Here is a 12452-nt window from a genome sequence, read left to right on the forward strand (position 1 = left end):
AATTCACCTCGACTATAATGTCTTGTCATTTATAGCAAAAGAACTATGTAATTCTATATTTTGAGATCTTTTCTGTATCAATTCAGCCACAATACTTACTGCAATTTCTTCTGGAGTTTCAGATCCTATTTCAATTCCAATCGGAATAAATATCCTGCCTAGAGCCTTATCATCAAATCCATCATCCTTTAATTTGTTGAAAAATTCTAGTTTTTTTCTCTTGCTTCCCATACCGCCAATATAGTAAGCCCTGGTCTTTAGTGCCTGTTTCAGAACTATCAAATCACTTTTATGTCCGCGTGTAACTATTATAATATAGCTTCTATCATCTATATCCAAACTATCCATACAATTTTTAAAGTCATCCAAGACTAGTATTTTGTCCGCTTCAGGAAATTTATTCTTGTTTGCAAATTCAGCTCTATCATCTATTACAATTGTATTAAAGCCAACCATGCTGGTTAATTTTGCAATTTGCTGTGATACATGTCCTGCTCCAAATATAAATACATTCTCCTTTACCAAAACTGGTTCGACAATGATTAATCCACTATTAATTTTAACAGATTTAAGCTTTCTTAAATTGTCTTTAATTATATTATACACACATTTGTTATTTGTAAATTTATTAAAAATAAATTTACAATCTCTGTACAGATCATATTTTACACTATTAACTTTAGTGTCAATTGAAGTTATTATATAGCAGGAATTTAAACTATCAATAGAGTTTGCGACTTCTTTATAGAGTTCAACACAATCAGCGTTTTTACTAGACAGATATTCAATAATAACTTCAACTGCTCCTCCACATATCATATCCGTATCACGTACTCCATTTAAGTCAAATTTCATTATCAAATTCTCTTTTTTCTCAAATACCTTTGAGGAAGCTTCTATAACCTGTGCTTCAAGTCTTCCACCTCCAATAGTTCCATAAATACTTTTGTCCTTAAAAATAATCATTTTAGCTCCTGAAGTTCTTGGAGATGACCCCTCGCTGGTATATATTGTAGCTATTAAAATTGATCTATCCTGAGTTAAATATTTATAAATATTTTTATAAATATCATTCATACAACCCACTCCTTAACGTTCTTCTCTAAAGTAAGGGGTACCAAGCGATTTAGGTGGAGCATTTTTGTTTGATTTTTTCATATATACAAATACAAGTATTGCAATAGTCACTATATAAGGAAGCATATCTATAAAATACTGTGAAACGAACATATTTTTCATTCTAAAGCTTATTATATCAAGTCCTCCAAAAAGATATGATGCAAAAATAGCTTTGTATGGATTCCATGCTGCAAATACTACCAAAGCTACTGCAATCCATCCTCTTCCTGCTGTAACATTATCCTGCCAGCTTGGAACATAAGCCAGCGATAAATATGCTCCACCAAGGCCACAAAGTGCTCCCCCAATGAGTATATGTACATACTTATACAGATTTACATTTATACTAGCTGCGTCTGCTGCAGCGGGATTTTCCCCTACAGCCTTGAGATTTAATCCTCTATAAGTTCTATAAAAATAAACTCCCATAACAATTGCAGCTATATATCCAAGATACACTAAAATATCCTGTTTAAAGAAAATGGGCCCAATAAAGGGTATATGTGAAATCCCAGGTATACTTAAAGGCTGAAAAAATTGACTAACATGAGCTGGTACGTTTTTACCAACTACATTTCTGCCTACAAAATTAGAAAATCCAGTACCAAATATGGATATTGCCAATCCTGAAACTGTCTGGTTTGCTCTTAAGTTAACTGTTAAAACAGTATATACAAGTACACCAAGTGCTCCTGCTATCATTGCTGCCAAAATAGCCATTCCAGGATTTCCAGTTTTATATCCTATACTAAATCCCATAACCGCACCCATGAGCATCAATCCCTCAACTCCAAGATTTAAATTTCCAGCCTTTTCAGTTAAAATTTCTCCTAGTGTTGCAAAAAGAAGAGGAGTTCCTGCAACTACGGCTGCTGCTAAAAAACTAATTACTGCATCCATTATTTACACCTCATTTACAACTTTATTTTTTTCTTCATTATTTTCTTCGCCTTTTGAAAATCTATATCTAATGAAGAATTCGCTTCCAAGTACAAAGAATAAAATTACCGCCTGAAGTAGTGATGATACTGAATCAGGTATACCAAATGCTGTCTGGATAAATGATCCACCCTGTAAAAGTGCTGCAAATAAGACTGATACTACAATACTTATAACAGGATTTAAATTTGCTATCCAAGCTATTATTATTCCTGTATATCCAACCCCTCCTGTTATTTCAGTAGATAGAGTCTGTTCTACTGCCGAGGCCTGTATTACTCCTGTTATTCCACAAAATATGGCACTTAATACTATAGCAATAAGGGTAGTTTTCTTTATATTCATTCCTGCATATTTAGCAGTATTTTCACTTTCACCAATTACAGAAATTTCATAACCTGTTTTAGTATGATTCAAAAATACAGCTACAAATACTGCGAGTACTATTAAAATTATCCATCCAATATGAATTCCAAAAACATTTGGTAAAACTGCATTGAGAGAAAAATTAGGCATTTTGGGAAATCCCAGAGAACCTGGATCTTTCCAAGGTCCATATTGAAGGTATGTTATAAATTTTAATGCAATATAGTTCATCATAAGTGTTGTTATAGTTTCATTTGCTCTCCACTTTACTCTAAAGAAGCCAGGTATAAATCCCCATATTCCACTGAATAACGCTCCACTTAAAAACATCAAAACAATAAGTACCGGCATTGGCATATCTGGAAAGTGAAATGCAACAAGAGCTGCTCCAAATCCTCCCATTATTATCTGTCCTTCACCACCTATATTATAGTATTTAAGCTTAAGGGCCACTGTAATTCCAAGTGCAGTAATTCCAAGTGGTACTGCTGCAACTATAGTCTGTCTTATCGAATTGGCACTTCCAAATGCTCCCTTAAACATGGAAATGTAAACTGCTATCGGATTGCACTTAAGTGTTACAAATAGGATCCCCATTACAATAAAAGCCAATACTATGGCAATTATTCTTATAGATACTTCTTGTTTTTTACTTATGTCCTGTCTTTTAACAAATTTCATTTTCATAAACTTCATCACCTTTGTAATTATTACCAAGCATTTTATAACCGATAATTTCCTTTGTAGCTTTCTCACTTTCAAAATTTCCTGTTATTTCACCTGAATGCATAACTATAATTCTGTCACATAGATTCAATAGTATGTCCAAATCTTCTCCAACAAATAGTACTCCCGTACCCTTCTCTTTTTCTTTATTTACCAGATTGTAAATAGTATAACATGTATTTATATCAAGGCCTCTCACAGGATATCCCATTAAAAGTAGTTTAGGATTTAATCCAAGTTCTCTTCCCAAAAGTATTTTCTGTATATTTCCTCCAGATAGATTTTTGATTGGATAATGTATGTTTGGAGTTTTTACATCAAGATCATCTTTAATCTTCTGGGATTCCTTTTCCATATCATCTTTCTTTAGAATATACCCCTTTTGGTACTTATAATGTTTTAAAAGGACATTGTCTACCATATCCATGGATCCTACTAGCCCCATGCCAATTCTATCTTCAGGTACAAAACTTATTCCTATATTTTCTTTTGCAAGCTTTGCACTATCTTTACAGGTTATATCTTTTCCTTCGAACTCAATTTTACCACTTGATATTTTAGTAACTCCAGCTATAGCTTCACAGAGTTCCTTTTGCCCACACCCTGAAATTCCTGCAATACCTACTACTTCACCCTCATGTATCTCAAAATTTATATTTTTAAGTACAGGTATATTGGCATCATTTATTAAATTCAAATCTGAAACTTTCAAAATAGTTTTTCCAATAGTTGTATTTGACCTTTTTATTGCCAGATCTACATGATACCCTATCATTTTATCCACTAATTCCTTAGGTGTAGTATCTTCTTTTTTTACAGTTTCAACAGATTCACCTTTTCTAAGTATGGTAATACTATCTGCTACCTCCATAACTTCATCCAGTTTGTGAGTTATAAAGATAATGGAACATCCTTCTTTTTTCATTCTGTTCATCAAATCAAATAACTTTTTAGTCTCCTGGGGAGTAAATACTGCTGTAGGTTCATCCAAAATAAGAATATCTGCACCCCTGCATAGTACTTTTAATATTTCAAGATTTTCTCTCTCTCCTACAGACATATCGTAAACATATTTGTTTAAATCCACATCAAAACCATATTTATCCTGTATCTTCTGAATTTTTTTCAATTCCTGATCGTAATTCAAGAAGATTTTCCTTTTATTTCCCAAAAGAATATTTTGTATGGCAGTCATGGACTCTATAAGTTTAAAATGTTGATATATCATCCCTACACCAGATTTTATAGCATCAGTAGGTGATTTGAACCTAGCTTCCCTGCCATGTATAAAAATTGAACCGCCATCAGGAATATAAATTCCTGACAACATGTTCATAAGAGTACTCTTTCCTGCACCATTTTCTCCTAACAGTGCATGTATTTCTCCACCTTTAACATTAAAATTAATATTGTTGTTTGCAACAACATCACCAAATTTTTTGGTTATATTCTTCATAGTTAAATAATATTCTTCACTCAAAAGGATACACTTCCTCTCTATTTTTCATTTACACCATTTATACCCTGTACAAACCAATCTATTTTTTCAAGATAAGCATCATCAAGAACCTGACCTTCCTTAACTTTCAATTCGCCTTTTTGATCTTTGATAGGTCCTTCAAATATCTTCAATTTACCTGAAATTATATCTGCCTTTGCTTTCGCTACAGCTGCTTCTCCTCCTGCAGGTGCACTTTCTTTTCTAATTGGTGCAAGGTCAACAGCTCCTGATTCGAGACCTTTCAACCATTTTTGAGACTTCCACTTTCCTGCTATGATATCGTTCATCTGTTCCTTGTAGTATACATCCCAGTGATAAATAGGTGCTGTCATATACATCTTTGGATCTGCATTTTTCTTGTCCCTGTCAAATCCTATACCTGCAAGTCCCTTTTCTTGAGCTGGGTCCAATGCTGATGTAGTATTTTGTTCTTCACTTATAACGTCATTTCCCTGGTCAACAAGTGCCTTGCCTGCTTCTTTTTCCTTTGCAGGATCATACCATGTATGAGTCCACTTTACATTTACTACAGCTTTTTTATTTACAGATTGTACTCCTAATGCAAAAGCATCGATTTGTCTATATAACTCTGGTATTGGCATAGATCCTACCACACCTATTTTGTTTGTCTTTGTTTTCATTCCAGCAAGTATACCACTTAAATATGTTGCTTGATAGTATTTAGCAAAATATGCTCCCATATTGTCTGCTGTCTTGTATCCTGCATTATGTAGGAATATTATGTCTGGATGTTTTTTTGCTTCCTGGTATACATAGTCCATATATCCAAAACTTGCAGCTATAATTACATTACATCCCTGGCTGATCATATCTTCTATAACAGGTTGTACTTTCTGTGATTCAGGTACATTTTCCTTGTATATAGTCTTTATTCCCATCTTTTCAATAGCCAGTCTTCCATCATTGTGGGCATCAACCCATCCACCATCACCTAAACTTCCACTATAGATAAATCCAACTTTTATCTTGTCCTTATCTATCTTTTTACCTTGCGAAGTAGTAGTTACTCCTGTAGAGCTTGTCTTTGACGATGAACATCCTGCAAATAATCCTGTAATAACAACGAGTGCAAGTAAAAATACAAGTATTCTCTTCTTTTTCATTATTAGGTCCCCCTTGATATTTAATATGAATTTTATATTACTATTGATTTCATGCAACAAATTTTTTAAGTACATGTAATATACAATCATATTATTAATAAGTATTAAGTATTTTTATGTTTTTATAGAATAATTTTAATAAAATTATCATTATTGTTATAATAATATATTATTATAATAAATTATTATTATAATAAGTATTATAATTGCGAATTTAAAATAATGCAATAGGTAAAATACAAATTTATTAATATTTTTTGATTTATATATGATAAATCTTATGATAACGTATATATTTATATGATTATATCATTTTTTTACATATTTAAATATGACTTTCATTAGTTATCAATCTTATCGATGTTTTTCTTTATTTTCTGAAAAAGCATTTTTTGTATCTTTAAATTTCATAAATGTAAAAAATTTATAATAAAAATGCTAGAAATATTTATTCTAGCATTTTTATCATTGACATTTTTATTTTTCATTTGCTCCATTTATTCCTTGTACAAACCAGTCTATTTTTTGAAGATAAGCATCATCTAGCGATTGTCCGGCTTTAACTTTCAATTCACCTTTTTGATCTTTAATAGGGCCTACATATACCTTCAATTTACCCGAACTTATATCTGCCTTGGCTTTTGCTACAGCTTCTTTTGCTCCTGCTGGTGCACTTTGATCTCTGATTGGTGCAAGATCAACAACTCCTGATTCAAGACCTTTCAACCAACTCTGTGATTTCCACTTTCCAGCAATTAAGTCATTGATCTGTTCTTTGTAATATACACTCCAGTTATAAACAGGTGCAGTCATATACATCTTTGGATCTGCATTTTTCTTGTCCCTGTCAAATCCTATACCTGCAAGCCCCTTTTCTTGGGCAGCATCCAATGCTGATGTAGTATCCTGTTCTTCACTTATAACATCATTTCCCTGATCAACAAGTGCTTTGCCTGCCTCTTTTTCTTTTGCAGGATCATACCATGTGTGAGTCCATTTCACATTTACTACAGCTTTTTTATTTACTGATTGCACTCCTAAAGCAAATGCATTGATTTGTCTATATAGTTCTGGTATTGGCATAGACGCTACTACACCTATTTTGTTTGTCTTTGTCTTCATTCCGGCTACTATACCACTTAGATAAGTTGCTTCATACAATCTTCCAATATACACTCCCATATTGTCTGCCGTCTTGTATCCAGTATTATGTAAGAATATTATATCCGGATGCTTCTGTGCTTCCTTATACATATAATCCATATATCCAAAACTTGTACCAATAATTACATTGCATCCCTGATTTATCATGTCCTCTATAACTGTCTGTACTTTCTGTGACTCAGGCACGTTTTCCTTGTAAATAGTTTTTATTCCCATCTTCTCAAGAGCCAGTCTTCCATCATTGTGTGCATCATTCCATCCACCATCACCTACAGCTGCAAGATAGATAAATCCAACCTTAATCTTATCCTTATCTATTTTTTTACCCTGTGAAGTAGTAGTTATTCCTGTAGAACTTGTCTTGGATGACGAACACCCTGCAAACAGTCCTGTAATAACAACAAGCGTAAGTAAAAATGTAAGTATTTTTTTCTTTTTCATAGATAGTCCCCCTAATTTAATAATATATTATTAATTTAATAATATATTATTAAATTATAGTTGGAAATTCTATATAAATCAATAGTAAAATATAAATTTATTAAAATATGAGTGATTTTATAATTAAATCAGTTTTAAATTTTCTTATGATTTCAATTAAAATTACATATTGTAATTTTAATAATTTTATACTTTATTTTTAGTATATAAATTCTTATACTAAAAATATTTTATAAGTATTTTATAAATATGGGTTTTAATATATAAATTTAATGATATAATTAAAACTAAGTATTTTATGTTGGGATAATTTTATTATTAGGTAACTACTTGTTATTTTCATTTTATTTATTATCTTTATTGTTATAAATTAAATAATAGTTGAGGTGAAAAATTTGAATAACACAGAATTACTGAAAAAATATATACCCATTGCTGAATTTATTTCTGAAATCATGGGAAATAATTGTGAAGTAGTAATACAGGATGTAACTGCTCCTAACAATTCTATAATTTTTATAAAAAACGGCCACCTTACGGGAAGAAGTGTAGGCGGACCTCTCACCGATTTAGTTCTTAATATAATTCAAAATAAAACATATAAAGAGAAACCTTTTGCAGCAAACTATAAGGCTGTTGGAAATTTTAAAACATTTAAGTCTGCAAGTTATTTTATAAAAAATGACAATAATAAAATAATAGGTGTTTTATGTGTGAACATAGATATTGAACCTTATAATAAAGTTAAAGATTTAATGGACAAGTTAAGCTTTATATCAAATATAGATATAAATATAAACAAGAATGAACAACATATAAAAACCCAAGAACAATTTTATGATAATGTAGATGATCTATTGTATACAATGATAGAAGAAGCTATATCTGAAATAAATATTTTACCTGAGAGAATGTCAGTTGATGAAAAAACCTGTGTAGTAAAACATTTATATGATAAGGGAGCTTTCAACTTGAAAGGTGCTGTAGTTGAAGTTGCCAAGGCTCTTCAAGTGTCAGAGCCTACTATATATAGATATTTAAATAAATATAAATAAATATAAAGCTGCCAATTAATTTAATTAATGGCAGCTTTAATTTTACACTGTATACTTTTCTAAAATATACTCAAATTCCATCTTATTATTCTCTACCCATAAATAGAACTGTTCATTTGAACTTTGTAAAATCGTTGCAACTTCATACAAAAACTTCGGTATGCTTTCTCTATGTATATCTCCATAAGAAGAAGCCAACACTGTATTTCCATATCCAAGCTTTCCATACAGATATATTTCAAATACATCCTTCCTTTTACCACAGAAACCAATTTCACCTATTTGGTGTACACCGCAGGAATTTGGACATCCTGATATATGAATTTTAGGCAATACATCTTGACTAAACTTCTTTTCTTTAAAATAGTCAATTATACTTTTTAGTACATCCTGACTATCCAAAAAACCCATCTGACATATTTTAGCTCCAATACAAGCCACAGAATTTTCAAGACGAGTAGTACCTCCAATATGTTTAGTAAGTTCCAAAAGGTTTTTTACCTCCATACCATTTAAATTTCTAATATACAGTCCTTCTGTCATAGCCAATCTTATTTCCACATCTTCTATATTTTTGGTTTCATCTAAAATAAGCTTCAAATCTTCTAATGATAATATCCCACCTAATGGATGTACATATAAACTATATAGTCCTTTCTTATTTTGACAAATTATTCTTGGGTCTTCTATAAAAATTTCAACACCGCTTTTATCATACTTTTTTTCTTCAACATGTACTTCTAAATTTTTATCTTGCCTTACTTGTTCGAGATATTTATTATAACAATCTATAAAATGTTTTTGCCCCATTCTTTCCATTATATATCTTATACGAGCTCTAGCTTTATTTTTGTAATCACCCTCATTTATAAACAGCCTTGTCATTGCTTCAACATGATATAAAACATCTTTTGGTTCTACAAGTTCAGGAAATTCAACAGCTATTTTAGCATTTCTCCCAAGTCCACCTCCTAAATATACCTTGAAATATTTTCTGTTATTTTGAAATACCGCCAAAAATCCAAGATCACACACTGTTGTATGTGCCGCATCTTTTTTATTTGCTGAAAATGCAACCTTTAATTTTCTAGGAAGTTTATATGTATATATTTTATTTAAGAAATAATTGCTAACTTCCAATGCATAAGGAGACACATCAAAGGCTTCGTCATTGTCCACCCCACTTAGAGGAGACATTGCGACATTCCTTGGAAAATTTCCTCCTCCTCCTCTTGAGTACAGTCCTTTAACTATACCTTCCTTCATAATGTCACAAATGTCATCAATATTCATTCCATGAAGCTGAATTGCCTGACGTGTAGTCAGATGTATACTATTTAGACTATACCTTTTGGCAAAATCATAAACTAACTCAAGATCTTTTCTTAAAACTACACCGCATTGTATTCTAAATCTTATTACAAATTCTTTTCCACTTCTATGAGCATATACACCCATTCCCCCAGAAGCTGCTTTAAATTCACCTCTGCTAATTTCGCCATTTAAAAATTTATGTCCTGTCTCTCTAAATCCTTCTACTTCGCCAAGAAGAACTTCATTTAAATTTTTCACTATATGTCACCTCTATTTTTACTATTGAAAACTTTGTTTAACTCAAGTATACTATTGCTTGACCAATAAGTATAATATATATTTTTTATAGAATCGATTAATATTCCTAATAGGTAAGGTGATAATTTTGATAGATGAATTAAAGACTTTTATTGCAATAGTAGAGAAAAAAAGCTTTACTAAAGCTGCAAAATTTATTAATATATCCCAGCCAAGTGTAAGCTTGCACGTACTAAATCTTGAAAAATACTTTAATACAAGATTAATAGAAAGATCAAACAAACAAAAAAACATATTTATTACAAGAACAGGTAAAATACTTTATAAGCGTGCTAAACAACTTCTTCTTATTTTAGATGAAACCAAAAATGAATTAAATGACTACTCCAACTCTCCTTCAGGTACTTTAAAAATAGGTGCAAGTATGACTATAGGTGAGTTTATTCTACCTTCACTATTAGGTGAATTTACCAAAAATTTTCCAAATATAAAATTTGAAATAGTCATAGAAAATACGAAAAATATTTATGATAAATTTAGAAATCGTATTATAGATATAGCCTTGATAGAAGGCACTGTACCTAAACAAGACTATATACTAAAAAATTTTTATGAAGATACAATGGTTATAGTAGTACCTAACTCTTTTAAATATGAAAAAAATTCATCATTAAAAAAATTCTTGTCAAATCAGACTTGGATACATAGGGAAGACGGGTCCGGAACAGGTGAGAATCTGAATATATTTTTAAATCATAATAGTATATGTCCCAAAAACATTATAATTTTTGGAAGCAACTATGCTATAAAAGAAGCTGTAAAAAATAATTTGGGAATAACTTTTATTTCATCTTTAGTTATTGAACCCGATATTAAAAATAATGAACTAAAGATAATACCCACCAGAATTAAATACAAAAGATATTTTTCATATTTAGTTCATAATGAAAGTATGTCCAAGATAATAGAATTATTTCTTGAAAAATTGCAGGAATACAGCAATATAAATCAATAGTATTATCTATGTGATTGTTTTTTGTTAATTCCAAATACATAATATAATACTATTAAAACTACAATCAAAGTATAAGGATTGAATGTCATCATTGTAAATACAAACATCAAATATACGAGATTGATATAATTTAAATATTGATAATGATTTTTCAATTCTATTTGATGTATGTACTAACTGCTATTTTGTCAATATTCATACAAATTGTCCTTGTATTTCTAACATTCTAGAAATACAATATAATTAGGTATAATAATACTTTTAGGGGGTACTTCATTGATTAAAATAAAGGATAAAAGGGTACTAATTAAAAAAGGGGATATAACGCAGGAAGACAGCGATGCTATAGTAAATCCAGCAAATGACACATTACAACATGGAGGTGGAGCCGCTGCTGCCATTGTAAAATCTGGTGGAATCGAAATACAGATAGATAGTGATAAGCTTATAAGGAATATAGGACTTTTGCCTACTGGAAAAGCTGTTATAACATATGGTCATAATCTTCAGGCAAAATTTATAATACACACTGTAGGCCCTAAAATGGGAGAAGGCAATGAAGAAAACAAACTAAAAAAATCAGTTCTAAATGCACTTAATCTAGCAGAATCCTATAATCTAAAATCTATATCAATACCAGCTATAAGTTCTGGTATATTTGGCTTTCCAAAGGAAAGATGTGCTGAAATACTTTTGGAAGTTTCCGTACAATTTTTAAGCAGAAATGATGTAGGTCTAAAAACAATTGTTATGTGCAATCATGATGAGGAAACCTATAATATATTTCTTGAAAAAGAAAAGTATTATTTATAATTAAACAATAAAATTTAAGAGAGGTATATATGATAAATACAGAAATAATAAAATCAACTATAATTAATCTACTTAAGAATTCCCACAGAAAAAATATGGATAAACTAATTGAATATCTAATATCTTCTGATTATTTTACTGCTCCTGCAAGTACAAAATATCATAGTAATATACCAAGTGGTCTTGCCATGCATAGTTTAAATGTAAGAAATTTAATTGCAGAGAAAAATGAAAGATTCAACCTTGGTATACCAGAAGAAACTGTAAATATAGCAGGTTTGCTTCATGACTTCTGCAAAATAGATTTCTATACCACAGGAAAAAGGTGGTTAAAGGACTCCAATGGAACATGGAAATCATATGATACTTATCTATGCAAAGATAATTTTCCAATTGGTCATGGAGAAAAATCTGTTATAATGATTCAAAAATATATTGAACTTACAGATGTTGAAATAATGATGATTAGGTGGCATATGGGAACCAGTGAAGAATTTTGCAATATAAGATCATATTTTAACGCAGCAAGTAAATATCCTCAAATAGTTATAATGCAGACATCAGACTTTGAAGCTTCTCAACTTTTGGAGGAAATCAAACCATTCAAAAAGAATTAA

At 30.7% G+C, this 12452-nt stretch carries 11 protein-coding genes; 4 read left to right on the forward strand and 7 right to left on the reverse strand.

What is annotated here, in order from left to right; translation table 11 throughout:
• Positions 1–12: 12 nt before the first annotated feature.
• From J418_RS0103425 to J418_RS0103450, 6 genes are all read right to left on the reverse strand, one after another.
• A complete protein-coding gene (locus J418_RS0103425) occupies positions 13–1077 on the reverse strand; it encodes an XdhC family aldehyde oxidoreductase maturation factor (RefSeq protein WP_017894796.1) in 1065 nt (354 codons plus the stop codon).
• A 12-nt stretch (positions 1078–1089) separates the two neighbouring features.
• A complete protein-coding gene (locus J418_RS0103430; protein ID WP_017753096.1) occupies positions 1090–2019 on the reverse strand; it encodes an ABC transporter permease in 930 nt (309 codons plus the stop codon).
• A gap of 3 nt (positions 2020–2022) precedes the next feature.
• On the reverse strand, positions 2023–3111 hold the full coding sequence (locus tag J418_RS0103435) for an ABC transporter permease (protein ID WP_017753097.1): 1089 nt from the start codon (positions 3109–3111) through the stop codon (positions 2023–2025).
• Complete coding sequence (locus tag J418_RS0103440) at positions 3092–4630, reverse strand: ABC transporter ATP-binding protein (protein ID WP_017894797.1); 1539 nt, start codon at positions 4628–4630, stop codon at positions 3092–3094. The genes J418_RS0103435 and J418_RS0103440 overlap by 20 nt, the downstream gene beginning before the upstream one ends.
• Positions 4631–4647: 17 nt before the next feature.
• Positions 4648–5775 carry a BMP family ABC transporter substrate-binding protein gene (locus J418_RS0103445; protein ID WP_017894798.1) on the reverse strand — a complete coding sequence of 376 codons (1128 nt, stop codon included), beginning with the start codon at positions 5773–5775 and terminating at the stop codon, positions 4648–4650.
• Positions 5776–6252: 477 nt separating this feature from the next.
• Positions 6253–7380 (reverse strand): BMP family ABC transporter substrate-binding protein, encoded by a 1128-nt coding sequence (locus J418_RS0103450; protein ID WP_017894799.1) that lies wholly within the window; start codon positions 7378–7380, stop codon positions 6253–6255.
• Between the two features lie 386 nt (positions 7381–7766).
• Here J418_RS0103450 and J418_RS0103455 point away from each other — a divergent pair, with 386 nt between their 5' ends.
• A complete protein-coding gene (locus J418_RS0103455) occupies positions 7767–8435 on the forward strand; it encodes a helix-turn-helix transcriptional regulator (protein WP_235807024.1) in 669 nt (222 codons plus the stop codon).
• Positions 8436–8477: 42 nt separating this feature from the next.
• On the opposite strand, the gene J418_RS0103460 is transcribed toward J418_RS0103455, so the two are convergent.
• Positions 8478–10007, reverse strand: a complete 1530-nt coding sequence (locus J418_RS0103460; protein WP_017894800.1) for a nitrite/sulfite reductase — start codon at positions 10005–10007, stop codon at positions 8478–8480.
• A 127-nt stretch (positions 10008–10134) separates the two neighbouring features.
• On the opposite strand from J418_RS0103460, the gene J418_RS0103465 reads away from it, so the two are divergent.
• The 3 genes from J418_RS0103465 to J418_RS0103475 all read left to right on the forward strand — a co-directional run bounded on the left by J418_RS0103465 (position 10135) and on the right by J418_RS0103475 (position 12452).
• Entirely contained in the window at positions 10135–11022 is an 888-nt protein-coding gene (locus J418_RS0103465) for a LysR substrate-binding domain-containing protein (protein WP_017751879.1), read from the forward strand.
• A 276-nt stretch (positions 11023–11298) separates the two neighbouring features.
• Positions 11299–11835 (forward strand): macro domain-containing protein, encoded by a 537-nt coding sequence (locus tag J418_RS0103470; RefSeq protein ID WP_017751878.1) that lies wholly within the window; start codon positions 11299–11301, stop codon positions 11833–11835.
• 29 nt (positions 11836–11864) lie between these two features.
• Entirely contained in the window at positions 11865–12452 is a 588-nt protein-coding gene (locus tag J418_RS0103475; protein WP_017751877.1) for an HD domain-containing protein, read from the forward strand.

This window comes from Clostridium tyrobutyricum DSM 2637 = ATCC 25755 = JCM 11008 (assembly GCF_000359585.1).
Taxonomy (GTDB): domain Bacteria; phylum Bacillota; class Clostridia; order Clostridiales; family Clostridiaceae; genus Clostridium_B; species Clostridium_B tyrobutyricum.

What these genes read in the sequence shown, in the direction of transcription:
- J418_RS0103425 (WP_017894796.1), bottom strand. Translation starts at nt 1,077, where the DNA reads ATGAATGATATTTATAAAAATATTTATAAATATTTAACTCAGGATAGA.
- J418_RS0103430 (WP_017753096.1), bottom strand. Translation starts at nt 2,019, where the DNA reads ATGGATGCAGTAATTAGTTTTTTAGCAGCAGCCGTAGTTGCAGGAACT.
- J418_RS0103435 (WP_017753097.1), bottom strand. Translation starts at nt 3,111, where the DNA reads ATGAAAATGAAATTTGTTAAAAGACAGGACATAAGTAAAAAACAAGAA.
- J418_RS0103445 (WP_017894798.1), bottom strand. Translation starts at nt 5,775, where the DNA reads ATGAAAAAGAAGAGAATACTTGTATTTTTACTTGCACTCGTTGTTATT.
- J418_RS0103450 (WP_017894799.1), bottom strand. Translation starts at nt 7,380, where the DNA reads ATGAAAAAGAAAAAAATACTTACATTTTTACTTACGCTTGTTGTTATT.
- J418_RS0103475 (WP_017751877.1), top strand. Translation starts at nt 11,865, where the DNA reads ATGATAAATACAGAAATAATAAAATCAACTATAATTAATCTACTTAAG.